Annotated in this window: 20 protein-coding genes and 2 pseudogenes; 14 read left to right on the top strand and 8 right to left on the bottom strand. The window is 68.0% G+C overall.

The annotated features are described in order from the left end of the window. Positions 1-2 precede the first annotated feature (2 nt). The 3 genes from B1A87_RS16470 to B1A87_RS16460 all read right to left on the bottom strand — a co-directional run bounded on the left by B1A87_RS16470 (position 3) and on the right by B1A87_RS16460 (position 2,378). Positions 3-1,001, bottom strand: coding sequence for a 1-phosphofructokinase family hexose kinase (locus B1A87_RS16470; protein WP_144275852.1), 999 nt, complete (start codon positions 999-1,001; stop codon positions 3-5). Next, positions 998-1,807: a DeoR/GlpR family DNA-binding transcription regulator gene (locus B1A87_RS16465; RefSeq protein ID WP_078029086.1), complete on the bottom strand. Its 810-nt coding sequence runs from the start codon at positions 1,805-1,807 to the stop codon at positions 998-1,000. Before B1A87_RS16465 ends, B1A87_RS16470 begins: the two co-directional genes overlap by 4 nt. 313 nt (positions 1,808-2,120) lie before the next feature. After that, the gene (locus tag B1A87_RS16460) at positions 2,121-2,378 is read right to left on the bottom strand and encodes a DUF6458 family protein (protein WP_078029087.1); all 258 of its coding nucleotides are present in this window, start codon (positions 2,376-2,378) and stop codon (positions 2,121-2,123) included. A gap of 171 nt (positions 2,379-2,549) precedes the next feature. On the opposite strand from B1A87_RS16460, the gene B1A87_RS16455 reads away from it, so the two are divergent. The 3 genes and pseudogenes from B1A87_RS16455 (at position 2,550) to B1A87_RS16445 (ending at position 6,813) form a co-directional block, all read left to right on the top strand. Then, positions 2,550-3,167, top strand: a complete 618-nt coding sequence (locus tag B1A87_RS16455) for an alpha/beta hydrolase (RefSeq protein ID WP_078029088.1) — start codon at positions 2,550-2,552, stop codon at positions 3,165-3,167. A gap of 396 nt (positions 3,168-3,563) precedes the next feature. After that, positions 3,564-4,310, top strand: a complete 747-nt coding sequence (locus tag B1A87_RS16450; RefSeq protein WP_078029089.1) for an HAD family phosphatase — start codon at positions 3,564-3,566, stop codon at positions 4,308-4,310. Positions 4,311-4,396: 86 nt separating this feature from the next. Next, positions 4,397-6,813: pseudogene (locus tag B1A87_RS16445) on the top strand (glycoside hydrolase family 65 protein). 78 nt (positions 6,814-6,891) lie between these two features. On the opposite strand, the gene B1A87_RS16440 reads toward B1A87_RS16445, so the two are convergent. Next, positions 6,892-8,226 (bottom strand): MFS transporter, encoded by a 1,335-nt coding sequence (locus B1A87_RS16440; RefSeq protein WP_078029091.1) that lies wholly within the window; start codon positions 8,224-8,226, stop codon positions 6,892-6,894. Positions 8,227-8,287: 61 nt separating this feature from the next. Between B1A87_RS16440 and B1A87_RS16435 the strand changes: the two genes are divergently transcribed. From B1A87_RS16435 to B1A87_RS16415, 5 genes and pseudogenes are all read left to right on the top strand, one after another. Continuing rightward, a complete protein-coding gene (locus B1A87_RS16435; RefSeq protein ID WP_078029092.1) occupies positions 8,288-8,878 on the top strand; it encodes a hypothetical protein in 591 nt (196 codons plus the stop codon). A 121-nt stretch (positions 8,879-8,999) separates the two neighbouring features. Continuing rightward, a complete protein-coding gene (locus tag B1A87_RS16430; protein ID WP_078029093.1) occupies positions 9,000-9,836 on the top strand; it encodes a hypothetical protein in 837 nt (278 codons plus the stop codon). Further along, on the top strand, positions 9,820-10,569 hold the full coding sequence (locus B1A87_RS16425) for a LamB/YcsF family protein (protein WP_078029094.1): 750 nt from the start codon (positions 9,820-9,822) through the stop codon (positions 10,567-10,569). Before B1A87_RS16430 ends, B1A87_RS16425 begins: the two co-directional genes overlap by 17 nt. Further along, a pseudogene (locus B1A87_RS16420) lies at positions 10,481-11,157 on the top strand (allophanate hydrolase subunit 1). The gene B1A87_RS16425 and the pseudogene B1A87_RS16420 overlap by 89 nt, the downstream one beginning before the upstream one ends. Further along, positions 11,157-12,071, top strand: coding sequence for a biotin-dependent carboxyltransferase family protein (locus B1A87_RS16415; protein WP_078029095.1), 915 nt, complete (start codon positions 11,157-11,159; stop codon positions 12,069-12,071). Before B1A87_RS16420 ends, B1A87_RS16415 begins: the two are co-directional and overlap by 1 nt. On the opposite strand, the gene B1A87_RS23115 is transcribed toward B1A87_RS16415, so the two are convergent. Both B1A87_RS23115 and B1A87_RS16400 read right to left on the bottom strand, forming a co-directional pair. Continuing rightward, positions 12,058-14,280 carry a M1 family metallopeptidase gene (locus B1A87_RS23115; RefSeq protein ID WP_185982349.1) on the bottom strand — a complete coding sequence of 741 codons (2,223 nt, stop codon included), beginning with the start codon at positions 14,278-14,280 and terminating at the stop codon, positions 12,058-12,060. The genes B1A87_RS16415 and B1A87_RS23115 overlap by 14 nt on opposite strands. A gap of 136 nt (positions 14,281-14,416) precedes the next feature. Beyond that, on the bottom strand, positions 14,417-15,769 hold the full coding sequence (locus B1A87_RS16400; RefSeq protein ID WP_078029096.1) for a DUF445 domain-containing protein: 1,353 nt from the start codon (positions 15,767-15,769) through the stop codon (positions 14,417-14,419). A gap of 50 nt (positions 15,770-15,819) precedes the next feature. Between B1A87_RS16400 and B1A87_RS16395 the strand changes: the two genes are divergently transcribed. The 6 genes from B1A87_RS16395 to B1A87_RS16370 all read left to right on the top strand — a co-directional run bounded on the left by B1A87_RS16395 (position 15,820) and on the right by B1A87_RS16370 (position 19,364). Then, positions 15,820-16,695 (top strand): glycerophosphodiester phosphodiesterase family protein, encoded by an 876-nt coding sequence (locus B1A87_RS16395; protein WP_078029097.1) that lies wholly within the window; start codon positions 15,820-15,822, stop codon positions 16,693-16,695. A 41-nt stretch (positions 16,696-16,736) separates the two neighbouring features. After that, complete coding sequence (locus tag B1A87_RS16390) at positions 16,737-17,513, top strand: AzlC family ABC transporter permease (protein WP_139362875.1); 777 nt, start codon at positions 16,737-16,739, stop codon at positions 17,511-17,513. Continuing rightward, entirely contained in the window at positions 17,510-17,821 is a 312-nt protein-coding gene (locus B1A87_RS16385; protein WP_078029099.1) for an AzlD domain-containing protein, read from the top strand. The genes B1A87_RS16390 and B1A87_RS16385 overlap by 4 nt, the downstream gene beginning before the upstream one ends. Before the next feature lie 107 nt (positions 17,822-17,928). Continuing rightward, positions 17,929-18,171, top strand: coding sequence for a hypothetical protein (locus B1A87_RS16380; RefSeq protein WP_078029100.1), 243 nt, complete (start codon positions 17,929-17,931; stop codon positions 18,169-18,171). A 107-nt stretch (positions 18,172-18,278) separates the two neighbouring features. Next, positions 18,279-18,956, top strand: coding sequence for an SIS domain-containing protein (locus B1A87_RS16375; RefSeq protein ID WP_078029101.1), 678 nt, complete (start codon positions 18,279-18,281; stop codon positions 18,954-18,956). Between the two features lie 111 nt (positions 18,957-19,067). Beyond that, on the top strand, positions 19,068-19,364 hold the full coding sequence (locus B1A87_RS16370; protein WP_139362876.1) for a hypothetical protein: 297 nt from the start codon (positions 19,068-19,070) through the stop codon (positions 19,362-19,364). Positions 19,365-19,454: 90 nt separating this feature from the next. On the opposite strand, the gene B1A87_RS16365 is transcribed toward B1A87_RS16370, so the two are convergent. Then, a complete protein-coding gene (locus tag B1A87_RS16365) occupies positions 19,455-19,706 on the bottom strand; it encodes a hypothetical protein (protein ID WP_139362877.1) in 252 nt (83 codons plus the stop codon). A gap of 171 nt (positions 19,707-19,877) precedes the next feature. Next, positions 19,878-20,498, bottom strand: coding sequence for a TetR/AcrR family transcriptional regulator (locus B1A87_RS16360; RefSeq protein WP_078029103.1), 621 nt, complete (start codon positions 20,496-20,498; stop codon positions 19,878-19,880). Positions 20,499-20,523 lie beyond the last annotated feature (25 nt).

The following is a 20,523-nucleotide window of genomic DNA, read 5'->3' as shown; positions in this document are numbered from 1 at the left end:
TGTCAATCCTTCCGGAGGGCCGTGATGGTTACGGCGTCGGGGGTGGTTTGGTGGACTGCCGGGACTGTGGAGCCCGGCAGGGAAGCGGCTGCGGCACCATGGGCCACAGCTTGACGAAGACAGTCAGCCGGGGCGGCGCCCTGGCTGGCGGCGAGCAGATAGCCGGCCAGCGACGAATCGCCGGCGCCGACCGTGCTGACCGCGGTGACCGGCGGATGCGTGGCAAGCCACGCGCCGTCGGCCGTCACAAGGACAGCGCCCTTCGAACCGAGCGTTGCCAACACGGCCCCCACACCGGAACGCACGACGGCGGCGGCGGCCGCCGCGGCGGCCGCCGGATCCGCTTCGAGTTCCTCAGCCGTGCTCACCGAGGCGAAACCAGCTGCGGCGGCGAGTTCCGCAAGCTCCTCGGCGTTGGGTTTGAGCAGGTCCGGTTTCCCGGACACTGTTCCTGACGCATCGTCCGCGATGGCCGCGGCGAGCGGCCCTCCGGAGGAATCGACGGCGATTTGCGGAACGCCGGTGCCGGAATCGGCGGAGCGGAGCCTCCGGGTGACGGTGGCATAAAAATCGGTCGGGACTCCGGGCGGCAGGGAACCTGCGAGGACCACCCAGCTGGCGCCCTGCGAGCGTTCCAGGAGGAGGTCGATCAGGGCCTCCTGCGCGTCGGCGCTGAGGACAGGTCCCGGCTCGTTGATCTTGGTGGTGACGCCCCCGGGCTCGGTGAGCGCCACATTGGTGCGTAGTGGTTCATGGATGGGCAGCGCCGCGAAAGGCACCTTGGCATCCCGCAGGCCCGCAAGGACGGGGTCCGAATCGGCGCCCGGAAGCACCGCCAGGGTCTCCAGCCCGGACGCCACGAGGGCGCGGGAGACATTGACGCCCTTGCCGCCGGATTCCTGCCGGACGGAGACTGCGCGCTGCACTTCGCCGCGTTCAAGCGGTCCAGGCAGTGCCACCGTCCGGTCCAGGCTGGGATTTGCAGTGAGGGTGACAATCATGCGATCACCACCTCGACGCCGGCCTCGGCGAGGGCGGCCGCTAGTTCGGAACTGGGTTTGCGGTCTGTGATCACGGTGTCCAGATCTTTCAACGAGGCGAACTGGACGAGCGTTTCCGCGTCCAGCTTGGACGAATCGGCCAGCACCACGATGCGGCGGGCCGAGTGGACGAAGGCAGCCTTGACGGCGGCTTCTTCAGGATCGGGAGTGCTGAGGCCGAAGCTTGCGTGGATGCCGTTGGTTCCCACGAAGGCGATGTCCGGGCGGAGTTTGTGCGCTGCGTCCACGGTGGCCTGCCCGACGGCCGCCTGCGTGAGTCCCCGGACCCGGCCGCCGAGGATCTGCAGGGCTATTCCGGGGGTACTGGCAAGCTTTGCTGCGATGGGAATGGCGTGGGTGATGACCACCAGTTCCCTTTCGCCGTCCGCGCCCGGGGAGCCGGCTACGCCGGCACTGCGACGGCCGAGGAGGTCCGCCAGGACCTCGGTGGTGGAGCCGGCGTCAAGGAGGATGCTGCTGGACGGGCCCTGCGGAAGGAAGTTGAGGGCGGCCTCGGCGATGCGGAGTTTCTGGGCCTGGCGCTGGATGGTCCGTTCGAGGATGCTTTCCTCGGTGGTGCTGAAGCGGTCGGCGGAGACGGCCCCGCCGTGGACGCGGCGCAGCGTGCCTGCGGATTCGAGGGCGGCAAGGTCGCGGCGGACGGTTTCGGTGGTGATGCGGAAACGCTCGGCGAGGTCGGTGACGCTGGCGCGGCCGCTGGCTGCCACGAGCCCGGCGATCTGCTGCTGACGCTCCTCAGCGAACACATACCCTCCATTGCGTAAGTCCTGCACTGCGTGACTGCTGGAAACCGGTCCGCTGCCGGCTGGCCAGTGATTGGGTGATGGGCGACTGCCCGATCTGCGACTGCCCGGTCAGTGACTGTAGTCACATGATCTGCAATTACTTGACTTTATCTTCGTTCATGTGGGTTTGTCAATGAAAAACAACATGAAACCAAAATGCCGGGCCGGACCCGGAGGTCTGGCCCGGCGGTCCGGTGTTGATCTGGGAGTTCACGGCCGGCCGTCCGGCCGCTTCCATGGCGCGCCGCCCATCTGCGCGACCTGCCGTCCGCCGTCAGAGTCCGCCGTCGCGGCTTTCGTTGCGGGTGATCCGCTCGCCGGTGTTGGGGTCCACGACCGAGCGGGTTTCGCTGACGCGGCGGCTCCGTCCGGGAGACGCGAGGACAAGTGAAGCGATCAGCCCGATCACGCCCACGGCCATGAGGATGTAGCCGATCAATGTCTGGTCGACATTGGGGATGAGTCCCGGGGTGATGGCCCAGGCGAGGATGGCGCCGATGGCGATCAGGAAGATGGCGGAACCGATTCTCATGACTTGCTCCTTGCGTTCGCGGACTTCCCGCAACTTGGTAGGTACGGCCGGTCATGCGTCAATTGCTAAGCATGCTGTCAAACGTCAGGCTACATCGCGGTAACCCCCGTTTCAATCATCCGCGCAGGTCAGCCCCGGGATCGATCCGCGGTGAATCGCTAGGCTGTTCGGATGGAGACAGTTGTTTGGTCCAAGCCGGAAAATGAGCGCGCCGGCACGCCGCTGCTGGTGATGATGCACGGCTACGGCACGGACGAGTCCCGGATGGTGAATCTGTTCGGCCACCTCCCGTCCGAATTCACGTGCGCGGCGCTGCGCGCGCCCATGCCGATCGCTGACGGCTACGGGTGGTTCCTGCTGGACTATTTCCTGGCGAATGATTTTGCCGACGTCATTGCGGCCGCCAACTCGGTCTTTTCCTGGATCGACTCGGTCAAGGGCGCCCACAGCAGCGTGACCCTGCTGGGTTATTCGCAGGGCATGGCGATGGCGAGCACGCTGCTGCGGCTGCGGCCGCGGGACTTTCCCGCCGTCGTCGGACTTTCCGGCTTTGTCCTGGACAACGATCTGCTGGCGCTCAGCGAGTCCTTTGACGTTCCGCCGCCGTTTTTCTGGGGAAGGGACAAGGCGGATCTGGTCATCAACGAGGATGCCACCGCCTACACCGCCGAATGGCTGGATACCCGCACCCGGCTGACGGCGCGGACGTATCCCGGCATGGGCCATGCAATGTCCATGGCAGAGATGGTGGACGTCAGCGCGTTCCTCCGCCACTATGTCCTGAACTGAACCGAGGCAACACGCCGGGTCCCCGGGGCCGTCAAAATCCTGCGCGTTGGTAAAAACAGTTGCGGGCCAAATTTGCAAGCGCTTACACTCATCTTCGGCCGAAACCACCGGTCCTCGACTGAAGCGTTGAAAGGGCCGGGCCACGCGATGCATGTGCATGTTCCTGCGGGTGTGAACCCGGGCGGGTTTGCCCTGACCGGACAACGGCCTCATCATGGAAGTAGACGTTTCCCAGAGCGACTGCGCACGTATGCCACCTGAACGCGCCCCCGGGGCGCTCCCCAGTCGAGGCACTGCGCCGTAAGATGCTCCGCCCGCGGTCGCCGACGCCGCACCTCCTCCCCGCATGGTCCCCAACCACTGCTGTCCGCCATCCGAAAGGACACCGCACCAGGCATGACTGATCTTCTGAATACCCGCCCCGGCAGCACCCCGAACAGCTGGACGGACGCCTCCGCCATCCTGTTCGACCTCGACGGCGTGCTCACGCCCACGGCGGTGGTCCATGAACGCGCCTGGCAGGAGCTCTTTGACGGCTACCTCGAGTCCCAGCCCGGCAAGGCCGGCTACCGCGAGAGCGACTACTTCGACCACATTGACGGCAAGCCGAGGTTCGACGGCGTCCGGGACTTCCTGACGTCGCGCGGCATCACGCTTCCCGAGGGTCCCACCGACGACCATCCGGACCACGCCACCGTCCAGGGCCTGGGCAACCGGAAAAACAAAATCTTCAACGACATCGTGAGTGCCGGCGTGGAGCCGTACACGGGATCGGTGCGCTTCCTCGAAGCCGTGCTGGCGCGCGGGCTGAAGGTCGCCGTCGTGTCTTCCTCGCGCAACGCCCCTTCGGTGCTGCACGCAGCGGGACTGGACCACCACTTCGCAGTGGTGGTCGACGGCGTCGTGGCCGCCGCCGAAGGCCTGCCCGGCAAGCCCAGCCCGGCTACCTATGACTACGCCGCCCGGCTCCTGGACCTGCCCAGCGAAGAGTGCGTCGTCGTCGAGGACGCCGTCTCCGGCGTGCAGGCGGGGAACGCCGGCAGCTTCCATTCCGTGATCGGCGTGGACCGGGGCGCAGGACGCCAGACCCTGCTGGAGGCCGGCGCCACACTTGTGGTCAACGACCTTGACGAACTCCTCTAGACCCTCTGCCCTAACCCGACTGCGCAGAACCGACCGCCAGGCCCCCAACCCTGGCCGCACCTCCGACCGCCTAAGGAACGCCACTCATGGCACTCATCACTGCTGACCGCGTCCGCTTCCCCAACGATCCCTGGAAGCTCGTGGAGACTAGCCACGCCCCCGGCCAGACCGGCACGCTCGAAACGCTCTTTGCCCTCGGCAACGGGCACCTCGGCATCAGAGGCTCCCATTGGGCAGCGGCAGATGCTGAGCTTCCGGGCAGCTTCATCAACGGATTCCACGAGATCTGGGACATCAAGCACGCGGAAAATGCCTTCGGCTTCGCCCGCACCGGCCAGCGGATCCTCTACATCCCGGACGCCAACAACTTCACGGTGATCATCGACGGCGAAACGCTCAGCCTCACCGAATCCGCCGTGCTCGATTACCGCCGGACCACGGATTTCGCCACCGGAATCTACGAGTGCCGCATCGTGTGGCAGTGCCGCTCAGGCGCCACGGTCACCACGGTGGAGCGCCGCGCGGTAGGGTTCGAGTCCCGCGGCAGCCTGGGCATTTCGCTGGAGCTGTCCGCGGACCGTGCCGTGTCCGCAGACGTCACCTCGTCCGTGATCAACCGGCAGGACCAGCCGGTGGACGACCATTCCGCGCATGATCCGCGCCGGGCGGGCCGGCACGCCGGCCGTGTCCTGCTTCCCCTCAGGCTCGACGGCGGCGACGGCTCGCTCCGGCTGTCCTGGGAGGCCGCGGAGTCCAAGCAGCGCGTGGGGGTTGCCGTGGACCACTGGACGTCCGCGGGGCACCAGCCCTTCGATACGCTCGTGGACCAGGACGACAGCAGCGTCCGCTACGTGCTGGCCGTGGGCGCGGACGAGCCGTTCCGGCTTGAGAAGAGCGTCAGCTACGCCGTGGCCCGGGGCCCGCTGGCTGGCGTGCCGGGAGCGGCCGACGCCCAGGCTGTCTCTTATACACATCTAGATGTGTATAAGAGACAGACGCTGGCGCGATGTCTCTTATACACATCTAGATGTGTATAAGAGACAGGCCGGTGGGTGAGGTCTTCGCCGAAAGCGAGGCCCACTACCGCGAGTACTGGTCCACCGCGGACATCCGGGTGGGCGGCCAGCCGGAGCTGCAGCAGGCCATCCGCTGGAACCTCTTCCAGCTGGCTCAGGCCACGGCCCGCGCCGGGGTTGCCGGCATCCCCGCCAAGGGCGTGAGCGGCTCCGGCTACGAGGGGCACTACTTCTGGGACCAGGAGGTCTACCTCCTGCCGTACCTGACGTACACCAACCCCGACGGCGCCCGCCAGGTCCTGGAGTTCCGCCACGAGATGCTGCCGGACGCCAAGATTCGGGCCAAGGAGCTCAGCGTGGACGGCGCGCTGTTCCCCTGGCGCACCATCAACGGGCTGGAGGCCAGCGCCTACTACGCCGCCGGCACGGCGCAGTTCCACATCGCCGCGGCCATCGCCTTTGCCGCCAACCGCTACGTCTGGGCGAGCGGCGACTCCGAGTTCCGCGGCGGCATGGGCGCGGACCTGCTCATCGAGACCGCCCGCATGTGGGTGTCCCTGGGCTTCTTCGGCAAGGACGGCCTGTTCCACATCCACGGCGTGACCGGACCGGATGAGTACACGGCCGTGGTTAACGACAACCTCTACACCAACGTCATGGCCCGGTTTAACCTGCGCGCTGCGGCGGCGCTGGACCACCCGGAAATCGACGACGCCGAGCGGCAGCTCTGGGAAGCCGCCGCGGCCCGGATGCAGCTGCCGTTCGACGAACGCTTCAAGGTGTACTCGCAGGACAACGACTTCATGACCTTGGAGCCGTGGGACTGGACGACGCCGCGGTCCAAGTACCCGCTGCTGCTGAACTTCCACCCGCTGGTGATCTACCGGCACCAGGTGCTCAAGCAGGCCGACACGGTGCTGGCCATGTTCCTGCAGTGGCAGGAATTCACCGCCGAGGAGAAGCGCCGCGCCTTCGATTTTTACGATCCCATCACCACCGGCGATTCCACGCTGTCCGCGTGCGTCCAGGGGATCATGGCCGCCGAGGTGGGGTACCGCAAGGCGGCCCTGGAGCACTTCACGAACGCCGTGTTCATCGACCTGGACGACTCCCACGGAAACACGATCGACGGCGTGCACATCGCCTCGACCGGCGGCGTGTGGAGCTCGCTGGTGTGCGGCTTCGCCGGGCTCCGGGACCAGGGCGCCGTGCCCTACTTCGACCCGCGGCTTCCGGAGGAATGGGACAGCCTGTCCTTCCACCTGAAGCTCCAGGGGCGGCTGCTCCTCGTGGAGCTTGATCCGGCCGCCATCACGCTCAGCGTCCTCGACGGCGAACAGCTGGACGTCGACGTTCGGGGTCAGGTCTGGTCCGTCGGGGCCGAGCCCGTACGGGTGGCATTGGAGCCCGTTGAGGTGCCTGAGCCGTCCGTCTTCCCGAGCGGACCGCCGACGGCGAGCCTCCCCGTGGTGCGCGCCCGCGCCTAGCAGTGAACGTACCGTGGCTGATGGCCGGTTACCCGTCCGGGTAGCCGGCCATCAGTTATTTGGCGGTTGGGCTGCTGCCTACCGGCTGGCCTCGGCGTCCGCGGAGAGGGTGGGACGCCGTTCCAGCGGATGGGCGATTTCGTCCGCGGGCATCCTGGCCACGGCCATCGCCAGGACCGCCATGACGGGGCAGACTCCTCCGGCCAGCAGGAAGATGAGCCAGATGGGGAGCGCCGCCGCCGCGGGGCCGGCCAGTGCCATCGACACCGGCATGAGGGCCAGCGACACAAAGAAATCCAGGCTGGAGACGCGTCCCAGCAGGTGCGCGGGAACCCGCCGCTGCAGCAGCGTCCCCCAGATGACCATGCCCACGCTGCCCGTGGCGCCGAAAATGAGCAGCGCCAGGGCCAGCATCCAGAAACTGTCCATCATCCCGACGGCGGCCAGCGGCAGGCTGCCGGCGCCCCAGGACACCATCATCACGGTCAGGTACCGCCGCGGGAGCCTGAAGGCGGCGGTCACGAGCGAGGCCGCGGCGCTGCCGACGCCCATCACGGCGAGCAGGAAACCGAACATGCTGGAGTCGCCACCGAGCTGATCGCGGACCACGAAGGGCAGCAGAACCTCGATGGGGCCGATCAGGAAAAGCACGGAGATGCAGGCCCACAGCAGCGTCCAGAGCAGCCACGGCGTGCGCAGCGTGTAGCTGACTCCCTCCCGGAGGTCGTGGAAGAACGATTTCCTGGCCGGTGGTTCCGCGGTGTGGCCGTCCGCGGGCGCGGCCGATGATCCATGGTCGGCCCCGTTGGCGGGGGCGTCCAGTGCGTGCTGGCCGAGGAAATTCAGGATGACGAAGGCGAGCAAGTGGCACACGGCCACGCCCGTCACGGCGTGGGACGGCGACAACGCGGCCACAACGATGCCTGCCACCGCCGGTCCCGCCGCCTGCTGCAGGATGGGCCGCATGGTTCCCTCCATGCCGTTGGCCGCCAGCAGATCCTCCGGGGGCAGAATCCGGGGCAGGATCGCGGAGTACGCCGGGAAGAAGAATGCCGCGCCAACGCCCAGCACAAACGCGCCGGCCGCCAGATGCCACAGTTGCAGCCAGCCCGCCATCGCCAGCCCGCTGATGCCGGCGATCACGGCGAGGTTGGTGCCCTCCACCGCGATGATCAGCAGCCGCTGCGGAACACGGTCCGCCGCAATGCCGCCGGCCAGCACGAACGCCACCAGCCCGACGCTTCCCGCCGTCGCCACGAGGGAGAGTTCAAGTGGCCCGCCGCCGATGTGGATGACCTGGTAGACCATGGCCACGGCCCACATGCCCGAACCGAAGATGGACACGGCAAGTGCACCGATCAGCACCCGGTACTCGCGGTGGGCAAACGGACGCAGGGCTTGGGGGAGTGGCACAGGGCAATCTTAAGCCGAGCCCGTGCCCGGGGGAACGTGCGGGCCGGGATAGGCTCGTGGCATGGGGAACATACCCGCCGGACCGCGGCGGCGCAGCGTCGCGCTTATCGGTGCCAATTGCGGCCTTGCCCTGCACCCCGTGGACCGGACAGGCACCCACGTTCCCGGTGAGCCCGCCAGCTGCTTCGCGTCCTTCTGGATGGCCGACTGGTCCAAATGGGGCACCGGGACTGCGCTGCTCGTGGCCACACTCCAGGGCTGGCGCAGCTACGGCTCCAGCGAGTTCTTCGCCGCAACCCTTGCCTCCGAGCTGACCCGCTTCTTCCCGGAGGCCGCGCGTTTCCCGCTGGGTGCCATCAGCCACACCGACGACGCGTTCGACGTCAAACTGGACCTTGAGCGCGGATTCAGCGCCACCGGGCGCCGCGCGTCGCTCGAGATCTCCGGCGTGCTGGACCGGCGGCAGTTTTCCGCGCCCGACTTCCAGCTGGGGCCGGTGAGTGCAGTGCTGAGCAATGTCTACCTGCCATGCGGCAGCGGCAGGCTGACCGAATTCGGAGTGGAATGGCCGGGCGCTCCCACGGTGTATCCGGGGCCGCGCGGGCCGTCCTCCTCCGCGTACCTGGCCGTGGCCGAGTCCTGGGCGATCTAGGCTCTGCCACCCGCAGCCTGCTCCCGGGGCCACCGCATCAAGGGCGTGGCCTAGTGTTAAGGCTGGACGGCAGCAACCCGCTGTCGGCCGAACCGAGAAGCTGTATCGAGGTAGAGGTGACATGGCCAGGCGACGCAATCCGGCGGTGAGAATCGCGCAGGAAACAGCACACAACGCGGTGTTCGATGCCCACGGCAATCCCAAGCCGGGGGTCCACAATCTGCTGCTGCGCGCGGTGGACATCCAGCGGCCGCTCGTATTGTCGTACATCCGCCGCCTCCAGCGGCGCTCCCCGCACGCTTCGGCGACCCAGCTGGCGGCGAGAATGGAACGCGACTACCTCGCGGCGGTTACCGGCGGAGGCGCCCTGGTGGGCGCCACGGCCGTCGTGCCGGGCGTCGGAACCATCGCCTCGCTCGGCCTCTCTGCCGCAGCCACCGTGGCGTTCCTGGAAGCAACGGCGCTCTATGCGACGTCGCTGGCCGAACTGCACGGCATCCGGATGACGGATCCGGACAAGGCCAGCACCATGGTCATGGCGGTGATGCTGGGTGAGGAAGGGACCGCGCTCCTCGGGTCGCTAAGCGGCCAGGCCCTGGGGAAGGGGAAGGGCGCCACCCAGGCCTGGGGAAATGTCCTGGCCCGCAAGATGCCGGCATCCGGATTCGGATCCATCCGCGAGCACGTCCAGAAGGTCTTCCTGCGGAGCCTGCTGAAGCGGCAGGGCACGGCACTGTTGGGGCGGGCGCTGCCGTTCGGCATCGGCGCCGTCGTGGGCGGCGCCGGCAACCTCATGATGGGCCGTGCGGTGGTGGCCAATGCCAAGGAGGCGTTCGGCCCGCTGCCGGACACCATCCCGGGGGAACTGAAGGCAACGGCGGGGACATTAGCACAATCAACAGCAGGCGCGCCGCTGAACCGGGCGCCGGAAGGCGGCAACGGTGGATCTGAACGCTGATTTGGGCGAGTCTTTCGGCTCGTGGACCATGGGCGACGACGCCGCGATGTTCGAGCTCGTCACCAGCGCCAACGTGGCGTGCGGTTTCCATGCGGGGGATCCGGTCACCATGCTGGACAGCTGCCGTGCCGCCTTCGAGCTGGATGTCACGGTCGGCGCGCACGTGGGCTACCGTGACCTGGCGGGATTCGGACGGCGCTCCCTGGACATGTCCTTCGACGAACTGTTCGGTGACGTCCTGTACCAGCTCGGCGCGCTCGACGGGGTGGCACATGCCGTGGGCGCGTCCGTGGACTACGTCAAGCCGCACGGAGCCCTGTACAACCGGGCGTTCCACGACGCCGAACAGGCCTCGGCAATCGTGGCGGCCATCCACGCGTACGATCCGGGCCTTCCGGTCCTTGGCCTGCCGGGCTCGGAGCTGCTCAAGCACGCCGAGGAAGCGGGCCACCCTGTGTTCCGCGAGGCGTTCGTGGACCGCGCCTACCTGCCGGACGGCACCCTGGTGCCGCGCTCGCGGGAGGGGGCCGTGCTGCACGACGTCGGCCCCATCGTGGAGCGGGCCGTGCGCCTCGCGCTGAAAGGCGAGGTGGTGGCCGTGGACGGTTCGGTGGTGCGCGTGGACCCGGATTCGTTGTGCATCCATGGCGATACGCCCGGGGCCGTGGGCATGGCGGCCGCCGTCAGGGCGGGCCTTCACGAAGCTGGTGTGGAGCTTGAACCCTTCGCCTGAGGTGCCGGCAGTGGTGCCCTACGGCGACGGCGCCTTCCTCGTGGAGCTGCCGGACCTGGCGGCCGTCATCGCTTATTACCGCGGCCTCGTCGGCGCCGGGGTGACGGGCCGTCCGGAGGGCGTCGTGGACGTCGTCCCGGCCGCGCGGACGGTGCTGGTGACCTTCGACCCCGACGTGCTGGCGCCGTCGGACGTCCTGGCCTGGCTGTCCGCCGCAGAGCCGGACCACAGCGCTGCTGAGTCCGGGCGGACCGTGGAAATCCCTGTGGAGTATGGCGGCCCGGACCTGGCCGAGGTGGCGGGACTTCTCCGGACCACCGAGGCCGACGTCGTGCGGCGCCACACCGGGGCGCACTGGACGGCGGCGTTTGCGGGATTTGCGCCCGGCTTCGTCTACCTCGTCACCGAGGGCGGGCAGCTGACCGTGCCCCGCCGCAGCACGCCGGCGAGTTCAGCGGCGTGTATCCGCGCTCCTCTCCTGGCGGCTGGCAGCTGATCGGAACCACGACGGCGGTGCTGTGGGACTCGGCCCGGCCGGAACCGGCGCTGATCCGGCCGGGCGACACCGTGCGGTTCAAGGAGGCCTGATGGGCATCGTGGTGATGGACCCCGGGCTGCTGACGCTCATCGAGGACCTGGGCCGGCGGGGATCGGCTGATCTGGGACTGAGCCCCTCCGGTGCGCTGGACAGAAAATCTTTGATGCTGGCCAACGCGCTGCTGGGCAACGCGCCCGGGGCGCCCGGGCTCGAGGTGCTGCTGGGCGGACTCCGCCTGCGGTTCGTCACCGGAGCCAGCGTGGCCGTGACGGGGGCCGAGGGCAGGGTCACCGTCAACGGCGCTGACATAGACCTTAACCAGGCCGTCCGGGTTCCGCCGGGAGCGGTCATGGCATTCGCTCCGCCGGCGTACGGAGTCCGCTACTACGTGGCGGTGTCCGGCGGCATCGCCGCCCCGTCGCTTCTGGGGTCGTGCAGCGCCGACCTGCTCTCCGGCGAAGGACCGCCGCCCTTGAAAGCGGGGGACACCATCGCCCTGACCCGCGGTAACGGCACTTCGGGCAGTCCGGGCGCCGCGGCTACTGCAACGGCGCAGTTCCCGGCGCCCGATGATCTCCGCCGGGTATTCCGCCGCGCGCCGGACCCGGCCAGCCCCATCACCCTCCGTGTGGTCCGGGGCCCCAGGGCTGACTGGTTCGACGACGCGTCCCTCCGCCTGCTCACCGGCCAGTTCTGGACCGTGTCGCCGGAGTCCAACCGCATCGGGGCCCGCCTGCTGGGCCGGCCGCTCCGTCAGAACCGGACGGAGGAACTGCCCAGCGAAGGCGCCGTGCTCGGCGCACTGCAGGTGCCGCCGTCGGGCCTTCCGACCGTGTTCCTGGCAGACCACCCAGTGACGGGCGGCTACCCCGTGATCGCCGTCGTGCGGTGGGCTGACCTGGATCTCCTCGGCCAGGCACGGCCCGGCCAGCGGATCCGTTTCCTCGGCGCTATCGGGAGCTGACGGCGGCCTGGAGCCGCTGCTGCAGGAACTGTGCGGTCTCCGGCATGCTCCTGGCCGGGGACGGGGAATTGAGTGCAACTGCGTTCAACCCAGCCGGCTTGGACGGCGTGTAGAGCCACGTGTTGAAGAAGGCGGTCAGGTCCTGGCCGGAACGCTCCCCGGCCAGTTCGATGAAGTCCGCGCCGGCCACGTTGCCGCCGGCGTGGGATTCCGTCCACTCCTTGAGGATGCCGAAGAACACCTCGTCGCCCACGCGGGTGCGAAGCGCGTGCAGCGTCATGGCGCCGCGTGCGTAGACCGCAAAGTCGAGCAGGGCCGCCGTTCCGGGATCGCCGATCCGGACCGACCAGAACGGTGCTTCCGCGGGAATGGCGGTGGCATAGAAGTTGAACAGCTGCTGCGGGGTTTCCCGCCCTTCCCGCTCGCTCCACAGCCACTCTGCGTAGGTGGCGAATCCTTCATTGAGCCAGATGTCCCGCCACTTCTTCACCGAGAGGTCATCGCCCACCCACTGGTGTGCCAGCTCGTGGACCACCACCGAGTCGCCGCCCTTCGGCGTGGCAAAGAAGAGCCTGGAATAGATGGGCCTGGTCTGGTTCTCCAGCGCAAACCCGAGGTTCCGCACGTCATCCACGATCCCTCCGGCGGCCGTGAACGGGTACGGGCCCAGGAACCCGGCCAGGAACCTGATGATCTCCGGCTGCCTCTTGAAGGACGCCTGGACTTTGTCGCCGAGCGACGGCGGCCCTTGCGTTCCGGCGGTCCAGCCGCCTGCGCCGGGAGGACTGCCGGCAGGAGGGCCGGCTGCCGTCCAGCCGTCCAGGGTGTTGCCGTCCTTCTCGAAGGACGTGGAGCCTTCCCCGATGGAGACGGTGATGTCATCCACGGACACGCCGTCAAAGGGGATGGCGTTATCACTGACATAGGTGATCGAGACTTCCACGCTTTTCCCTGCGAAACCGGCCAGGTTGACCGCCCACGGTTCCCAGCCGGTGCCCTGCCCCGTGGCCGCCCACCACTTACCCGAGCTGCCTGCGGGCGCGCATGTTCCCTTGCCGCCGGACGTCTGATAGTGCTTCAGGAACGGGTGGAGCGCCAGCAGACCGGTGCACGACCGGCCCGTATCGGCGGACGTGTGGCCGTTGGCATCCGGCAGCGTGGTCCAGTCGGAGGCCCCTGCCGTTCGCGCTTCCACAAAGGTGAAGTCGCGGCCCGCTTCGATGTTCCGGGTGAGCCAGAAGGAGAGACGGGCTCCGGCCTGCGGAACGCGGATGGTCCTGGTCAGGCGCGTGTATGAACCCGTGCCGGCGTGCGACCACGCGAAGTCCGCGCCGGTCCGTGGCATCACCACCGGCGTGAAGAGGTCGGGATCGATGGCGTCCACGTAGCTGATCCGGCCGTCCCGGTAGGCGTGGAGCCGGAACTGGCCGACGCTCGCGGTCGCAAGGTAGGTGGCCATCGGTTCCTCGGCGTTCCAGACCCAGGTTGTCCGGCGCTGCCCCGATTCCGTCTCCGTCTCGTGTTCGCGGAGCACGCCGTTAGCCACTGCCTGCAGCCCCTCCGGAACCGTGATCCGGAACGTGAAGGCGGCCTTGTCCGACGGGTGGTCGTTGGCGGGGAACCACGTGGCGGCCACATGGGGCTGCCCGATCACCAGAGAGCCGTCGTCGGTGTGGATGAACCCGGAGGTGCCGAACTGGGCGGCAAGGGTCTTCGGTACGCCGCCGTACCTCACGACGGCTTCGAACTCCCGTCCGTCCCTGAGGCCCTCGCGCGGGGTCACTGTGAGCTCCGTGCCGCTGCGGCTGAAGGCCGCAGCCTCGCCGTTCACCGTGACGGAACGGACCGTGAGGCCGTCCAGGTCCAGGTTGAACGCGGAAAGGTTCTGCGTTGCCTCGGCACGGATCGTGGCGGAACCGGCAAGGACGTTGGACGCGGGGTCGTAGCTGAGGTCCAGCAGGTAGTGGGCGACGTCGTAACCGCCGTTGCCGTCCAGCGGATAGTACGGATCGCCGAGGCCGGGGCTGCCTGGCCGGTAGCCGCCGTCGGGATCAGGGCCGGCGCCGGCGGCCGGGAGGGACTGGGCAGAAAGTGCCGTGGTCAGCAGCAGGAGGCACAACAGCCGGCCCCTGTTCCGGGCCGGCGATCTCCGGCGGACGCGCCCGAACACTGTTGGTCCGCCAGGGGAGGAGCAGGGATTGCGGCTCATGGCACCTCATTCCGGACGCTGCGGAACCAACGCCGGGGCCGGATCGTGTCCGCACGGGATAGCCCGGGAGGTGACCGGCCGGCGCTGTAGACACCAACGTGGCCTCGGCGGTCCGCCCTGTCAAGAGCAGCCCGTGCTAGCCGAAGGTCAGGTGCGCAACCGTGAAGATCGCAAGCCCGGCCAGCGACCCCACCACCGTGCCGTTGATCCGGATGAACTGCAGGTCCTTGCCCACCTGGAGCTCGATCTTCTGCGACGTCTCCTCGGCATCCCAGCGCCCCACGGTATCGGTGATCACCCCGGCGATGTCGGACCGGTAGGTGCGCACGAGGTAGCCCGCGGCGTCGCCGATCCACGCGTTGACCTTGCCGGCCAGTTCGTCGTCGTTGACCAGCCGCGCGCCGAAGTCGCGGACGGCCGCCTTGAACTTCACGGTGAGCTCGCTGTCCGGATCGTCGACGGCGGTGAGCAGCGCGTCCTTGATGGTAGCCCACGTCCGGGAGGCCAGTTCGCGGACCTCCGGGTCGCCGAGGACCTGGGCCTTGATGCCTTCCGCACGGGCGATCATGGCCGGATCGTGCTGCAGGTCCTGCGCCAGGTCGGTGAGGTATTTGTCGATGGACAGGCGGACCTGGTGCTGCGGGTCAGTCTGGACGGCGCGCGTGAACTTGAGCAGCTCGAGGTAGACCTTGTCTCCCACCAGGCCGTCCACGAAGCTGGGAACCCACTGCGGCGAGCGGTCCGTTACCAGGCGGTTAACCGTTTCATGGTTGGCGGCCATCCAGTCCGCGGCGCGGTCCAACAGCAGGTCAACGAGCTTGTGGTGGTGCCCTTCGGCGAAGAGCCGCTCCGCCATCCTGCCCACCGGCGGTCCCCACGGCGGGGTGAGCAGATGCTTGCGGACCATCCCCTCGATCACCGCCTGGACGTCGTCGTCGTTCAGGACCTTGAACGCGCCACGGATGACCGCTGCACCTTCCTTGGCCACCCGCTCGGCGCCGCCCGGTCCGGACAGCCACTGGCCGGCCCTGCCGGAAATGTTCAGGCTCGCCAGTTTCTCCTGGACCACCTGCTCCGAGAGGAAGTTGGTCTCCACGAACTCTCCCAGCGACGCCCCGATCTGGTCCTTGCGGCGCGGAATGATGGCGGTGTGCGGGATTTTGAGGCCCATGGGGTACTTGAACAGCGCCGTCACCGCGAACCAGTCGGCGAGGGCGCCCACCATCCCGCCTTCGGCCGCGGCCCGGACGTACTCCAGCCAGGGGTACTGCTTCTGCAGGGCGAAGGCGACGACAAACACCACGGCCATGGCGATCAGCAAGGAAAGCGCGAGGAGCTTCATTTTCCGGAGGGCGGCGGCCTTCTCGGCGTCGCCGGCGCTGAGCTGCCGATTCGCGACGGCGGAACGGGGCGGCGCCGGGCTGGAGGGTGCCTGCGGTCCTGCGGGAGGAGCTGCCGGCTGGGTGGTTGGCTCAGAGTTCACCTGCATGTGCCCAGCCTAGTCCCGCTTCCGTACCGGCTGTCCGCTAACGTGTCACCATGACGATCGAGGACTCAGCCCCAGCCCGTCCCCTGGTCTATGCCCACCGCGGTGCCAGCGCAGACTTTGCGGAGCATACGCGGGCGGCTTATCTCCGGGCCCTGGCCGACGGGGCAGACGGCGTGGAATGTGATGTGCAGCTGACGCGCGACCAGCACGTCGTTCTGCTGCACGACGCCAACCTGGACCGCACCTCGGACGGCACCGGCCCGGTGGCCGAACGGACCATCGACGAACTGCGGCTGCTGGACTTCTCGTCGTGGAAGGGCGTCCATATCCCCTTGGCGTACGGCGCCCAGTCGGAGCAGTTCCTGACCCTCCCTGACTTGTTGGACCTGCTCCGGAATTCCGGGCGGGACATCGGGCTTGCCATCGAACTGAAGCATCCCAGCCCGTACCAGCTGAAACTCGAGGACAGGGTGCTGGAGGTCCTGCGCAGGGGAGGCTGGGATCCCTTGACGTCCCGGCTGGGCAACATCCGGGTCACTTTCATGAGCTTCAGCCCGGACTCGGTGCGGCATCTCCGCAAGACCGTACCTGGCGAATTCATCTGCCAGCTGCTGGACGACATCAACGTCGCCGAAGTCCGGGAAGAACTGGGCCTTGGGCCGATCACGGGCGGCGCGGTGGCCAACGTGATGAAGGCCGCCCAGCTGGAGGGCGAGCGGATCCTCAACGACTGCGAAGTGGGCATGGCCGGACCCGGTATCGACTATGTGCGCCAGCATGCCCGCACCGTTCAGCGCTGGCTGGCCTCGGGCCGCAGGTTCCGGGTGTGGACGGTGGACGCCGAGAACGACGTCGCCCTGTGCCAGGGGCTCGGCATTCACGAGATCACCACCAACAAACCTGCCCAGGTCCTGGCCCAGCTCTAGCCGGCTTAGCTCCCTTCCTGCCGCTGTGGTTGAGTGGTGCCATGCCCAACACCTGGCCCTCCCGGCTCCTGCAGTCCCCGGCGGTGCGCGTAGGCCTGTCCATCAGCATTGCCACCGGGCTGTACGGGGTCTCCTTCGGTGCCCTTTCCGTGACGTCGGGACTCGATTTCTGGCAGACGATGGCCCTCAGCCTGCTGCTGTTTAGCGGAGGCTCCCAGTTCGCGTTCATCGGCGTGGTTGCTGGCGGGGGTTCCGGCCTCGCCGCCATGGGCGCCGCCACGCTGCTGGGGATGCGCAACGGCATTTACGGCATGCAGCTCAACGTGCTGTTGCAGCCCAAGGGCTGGCGCCGCTACGCCGCCGCGCAGCTGACCATCGACGAGTCCACGGCCACGAGCACGGGTCAGACGGACCCTGCCGAGCAGCAGCGCGGCTTCTGGACCGCCGGGATAGGGATCTTTGTGCTCTGGAACATCTTCACGGCAGTCGGGGCGCTGGCTGGCGGCGCGCTCGGCGATCCGAAGCAATGGGGCCTCGACGGCGCGGCTGTGGCGGCGTTCCTGGGCTTGCTGTGGCCGCGGCTCAAGGGCCGTGAACCGGTGGCCATCGCCGTCGTGTGCGCGCTCGCAACCGTGCTGGCCGTGCCGTTCGTTCCCGCGGGCGTCCCCATTTTGATCGCGGCAGTGGTGGCGGCCGCCATCGGCTGGTTCAGCCACGGCCGCCGCGACGAAGGACTGGAACCGGATATCGATCCCTACACCGAGCACCACCACGGGCCGCGCCCCGGCTCCGGCACCCTCCCGGGCGGTGCTGCATGAGCCTCTGGATGTGGCTGTTGCTGGCCTGCCTGTTGGCCTACGGCTGGAAGCTGATGGGGTATCTTGTGCCGGCCAGCCTGCTGCGCAACCCCCGGATGTCCAGGGTGGCGGGCACCATGACCATCGGGTTGCTCGCGTCGTTGACCCTCGTCAACACAGTAGCGTCGGGTCAGGCGTTGGTGGTCGACGCCCGGCTGGGCGCCCTGGCCACGGCCGGCGTTGCCCTGCTCTTCCGCGCTCCCTTCCTGGTGGTCGTGCTGGCAGGCGCCGGCGCCGCCGCCCTGCTTCGCCTGGCGGGCTGGAACTGATCGGACCCGGCGCCACCCGGGGCGGCGCCTAGTGGCCTGCGTCACATGCGTTGTATGCTCTAAGAGGCTAAGCAGTCAGCCGCCATGAACCGTACTAGTGGTGAACTATGGACAATCGACTGCCTCCCGGAGCTTTTGGCATCCGCAGGCATGCCGTCGCGGGGCTGCCCGAGAAGCGATTCTTCACCCACTTCAGGTCACTTGCCGACGTTCCCGAAGCCGAGTTGGCCGCCCTCTGCCATCGTCTCGGGCGGGAGCTTGAGCTCTCCGGAAACCCCGCAAGGCTGGCGGCCCTGGCGGCGATAAACCGTGAGCTCCTGGCACGAGCCGCGGCCGCCAACGACGAGTGAGGCCAGGCGCGCCCTGCCATCAGGGGCGTGCCGCCCGTTGTGCAGTTACGCGCAGAGTGAGCCGAACAAAGCGCAGCAACTGCTCGAAGTGAAGAGGAGTTGGAAAAATGAAAGCCGTCAGCCGGTTGTCGCGCACTCGCGTCGCCGAGGCCCCGTTCGCCGTGAAAGCACCGGTGGACATCGTTCTGGAGCACCTGCGCCAGGTGGGTCCCGCCGTCGCCTCGCTCCGGAATGAATCCTCGCGCCTGGCGGAGTGGGGGGAGGAGCTGGCCCGGCGCCTCCTCGCCGGGAACCGGCTGGTTACCGCCGGCAGCGCCGGTTCGGCCGCCGAGGTGCAGCAGTTCACGGCCGAACTGCTGGGCCGCCACTCCGGCGAACGCCGGCCCTTCTCCGTCATCGCTCTCCGCGGAGCCCCTCCGGCGGCCGGGGCGGGAACGGCCGGCCTAATCGAAATTGCGCAGGGCACTGCGGAAGAAGCGGCCAGCAGGGTGGCAGCCCATATTCGCGCCGATGATGTCTTGCTGGTCGTGTCAGCCAGCGGGCACCGGCATGCCTTACTGGACGCGGCCGCGGCGGCCAAGGCGACAGGTGCCGTGGTGTGGGCAGTGACTGGCCGGGCCCCCAATCCGCTGGCACAGTCGGCGGATGAGGCCATCTGCATCAACGCACTCAAGCCCCAGGTCCGGGAAGCGCAGCTGATCGCGCTCCAGGCAATGAGTGAGTGCGTCAGCTCCGCATTGCGCACTCACGCCGCACGGCCAGAGGCCTTCCCGGGCGGCGTTTGACCCGGCCCCGGCATTGACGTGTCAGGCCGGGTGTGACTGAGTAGGTGGTGGAGCGACGCAGTTAATGCAGCGGCGCAGGGTTTTGTTGGCTTCAGAGAGGACGAACTGACCATGAACGAAAATTCAGCCCCGGGCGAGCCGGAGTCCCACAAGGATGGACATGACAGGACGGGCGCTCCTTACATCGAGGTAAGCGGCTCTCAATCCACGCGGGAGCTCCGCGACACGTCCCGGCGGCGCCGGGAGGCGGAGGAGAAGCTGCAGCAGCACCTGATCGAGGCGAAGGAGCACGCCCACGACGCTGAGCATCAGGCGCACGCAAAGGAGCACTCGCCCGCCAAGGACGCGGCCCCTGAATCAGCGGTCCAGGAATCCCGGGCGCCGGAATCCACGCCGAAGGATTCCTAGGCCAGGGATTCCAGGCGGCACCCTAAAGGCACAGGCGGCACCCTAAAGGCAGGCGACATCCTCCAAGGAAGGGCCCGGCCCTGGAATGGGCTAGGCGGCCCCGTAGGCGTCCGGAGAAGAAGCTGCCCCGTAAGAGTCCGATGCGGCGGAGGACGTGCGCCGGGCCAGTTCTTCGGTGGCGAGGTCATACCAGTCCTGGGCTCCGAAAACCGGCTTAGGCGTGTCCAGGTTGCGGTAGAGCGCGTCCACGATGATTCCGAGGTCATCGGTGGAGGCCGCGGTCAACGTGGCTTCGGGGTCCTCGGACAGCTTCATGAAATGTGCGAGCTGAGAGCGGTTCATGCTGACGCAGCCGGGGTGAAATGTTCACGAGTGGAGAATGACATTGTGTACTCCGTTATGGAATTCCCGAGGCTGGCTGCCTAACCACTGGTGCGCCTAGCTTACTGTGCAAGCCGGTTCGACGGAATAGAGGGGGCCGCGTCGAAAGGGCCCGGAAGGGGCGGAGCCGGGCTACTCGAACTGGGCGCTGGGCAGCGGAACCTGCGGCGGAAGCGGCCGGCCGGGCCGTTCCGAACGGATAGCGTCTTCGACCAGCGCGGCAGGGCGGCGCCAGGCATCGGATCCCGGTTCCATGGTGTCGACCACGCCGATCAGCATGGCCAGCAGCCTCACCATGTCCGTCAGTGAGATGTCGATGCGGAGCGTCCCTTGCCCCTGCCCGCGGCCAAGGAGCACGCCGACGGATTCGATCAGGCTGCCGGTGATACCGGTCAGCAGGTCCCGCCGCCCGGCGACGGCGCCCAGCAGGTTGGCGTTCTCGCTGGCGGCGGCCATGACGGCGTCAATGACATGGAAGAGGCCTTCGGCCGCGTCCGGGCCCGCCAGAGCAACATCGATGACGGGGTCCACGTGGAGCCGGAGCTGGCGGTTCAGCGCCGCCAGGACCAGTTGTTCCTTGTCCGAAAAATTACGGAAGAGCGTAGCCGGTCCCACTCCTGCAGTGGCGGCGATGGTCTGCAGCGGAACGTCCGGGCCGTACTCGCGGAAGCACTCGCGGGCCGCGTTGATGATCTTGTCCACGTTGCGGGCAGCGTCGGCACGGAGGGGTTTGCGCTCTACTGCGAGGTTCATGAATAAAGGTTAGCAACGCCGTGTC

Source organism: Arthrobacter sp. KBS0703, from assembly GCF_002008315.2.
Lineage (GTDB): Bacteria > Actinomycetota > Actinomycetes > Actinomycetales > Micrococcaceae > Arthrobacter.
Note: the sequence above shows the minus strand (reverse complement) of the source record. Positions and strands in the feature narration are given on the sequence as shown.

Bases quoted from the DNA above. Each gene is read 5' to 3' on its own strand.
- B1A87_RS16470 (WP_144275852.1), bottom strand. From the start codon at position 1,001: ATGATTGTCACCCTCACTGCAAATCCCAGCCTGGACCGGACGGTGGCA.
- B1A87_RS16460 (WP_078029087.1), bottom strand. From the start codon at position 2,378: ATGAGAATCGGTTCCGCCATCTTCCTGATCGCCATCGGCGCCATCCTC.
- B1A87_RS16455 (WP_078029088.1), top strand. From the start codon at position 2,550: ATGGAGACAGTTGTTTGGTCCAAGCCGGAAAATGAGCGCGCCGGCACG.
- B1A87_RS16450 (WP_078029089.1), top strand. From the start codon at position 3,564: ATGACTGATCTTCTGAATACCCGCCCCGGCAGCACCCCGAACAGCTGG.
- B1A87_RS16435 (WP_078029092.1), top strand. From the start codon at position 8,288: ATGGGGAACATACCCGCCGGACCGCGGCGGCGCAGCGTCGCGCTTATC.
- B1A87_RS16430 (WP_078029093.1), top strand. From the start codon at position 9,000: ATGGCCAGGCGACGCAATCCGGCGGTGAGAATCGCGCAGGAAACAGCA.
- B1A87_RS16415 (WP_078029095.1), top strand. From the start codon at position 11,157: ATGGGCATCGTGGTGATGGACCCCGGGCTGCTGACGCTCATCGAGGAC.
- B1A87_RS23115 (WP_185982349.1), bottom strand. From the start codon at position 14,280: ATGAGCCGCAATCCCTGCTCCTCCCCTGGCGGACCAACAGTGTTCGGG.
- B1A87_RS16400 (WP_078029096.1), bottom strand. From the start codon at position 15,769: ATGCAGGTGAACTCTGAGCCAACCACCCAGCCGGCAGCTCCTCCCGCA.
- B1A87_RS16395 (WP_078029097.1), top strand. From the start codon at position 15,820: ATGACGATCGAGGACTCAGCCCCAGCCCGTCCCCTGGTCTATGCCCAC.
- B1A87_RS16390 (WP_139362875.1), top strand. From the start codon at position 16,737: ATGCCCAACACCTGGCCCTCCCGGCTCCTGCAGTCCCCGGCGGTGCGC.
- B1A87_RS16385 (WP_078029099.1), top strand. From the start codon at position 17,510: ATGAGCCTCTGGATGTGGCTGTTGCTGGCCTGCCTGTTGGCCTACGGC.
- B1A87_RS16380 (WP_078029100.1), top strand. From the start codon at position 17,929: ATGGACAATCGACTGCCTCCCGGAGCTTTTGGCATCCGCAGGCATGCC.
- B1A87_RS16375 (WP_078029101.1), top strand. From the start codon at position 18,279: ATGAAAGCCGTCAGCCGGTTGTCGCGCACTCGCGTCGCCGAGGCCCCG.
- B1A87_RS16370 (WP_139362876.1), top strand. From the start codon at position 19,068: ATGAACGAAAATTCAGCCCCGGGCGAGCCGGAGTCCCACAAGGATGGA.
- B1A87_RS16365 (WP_139362877.1), bottom strand. From the start codon at position 19,706: ATGAACCGCTCTCAGCTCGCACATTTCATGAAGCTGTCCGAGGACCCC.
- B1A87_RS16360 (WP_078029103.1), bottom strand. From the start codon at position 20,498: ATGAACCTCGCAGTAGAGCGCAAACCCCTCCGTGCCGACGCTGCCCGC.